General features: G+C 40.5%; 1 rRNA gene. It reads right to left on the bottom strand.

From position 1 onward, the window contains the following. Positions 1 to 63: ribosomal RNA gene (rrf, locus tag H5114_RS20375) — 5S ribosomal RNA — on the bottom strand; the annotation flags it as partial. Between the last annotated feature and the right edge of the window lie 152 nt (positions 64 to 215).

Below are 215 nucleotides of genomic sequence, written 5' to 3'. Positions count from 1 at the left end.
ACTGTGTTTCACTTCTGAGTTCGGAATGGGATCAGGTGGTGCCACAGCTCTATGGTTTCCAGACAAATTTTGTTTATCTAACGCAGTATATTGCATTAAATAATAATTCGGAAAGCTGATTGCTTTATTGAGTCTCTCGCACTGCTTAAGCGCTTTATTCTAACACTAAGTCGTATCAGTAAAACCCATCTGGGTTGTATGGTTAAGCCTCACGG

Origin of the sequence: Shewanella sp. SR43-8 (genome assembly GCF_014163775.1) — a bacterium.
Classification (GTDB): domain Bacteria; phylum Pseudomonadota; class Gammaproteobacteria; order Enterobacterales; family Shewanellaceae; genus Shewanella; species Shewanella vesiculosa.
The sequence above is the reverse complement of the archived record's forward strand: the minus strand, read 5'-3'. Positions and strand labels throughout refer to the sequence as shown.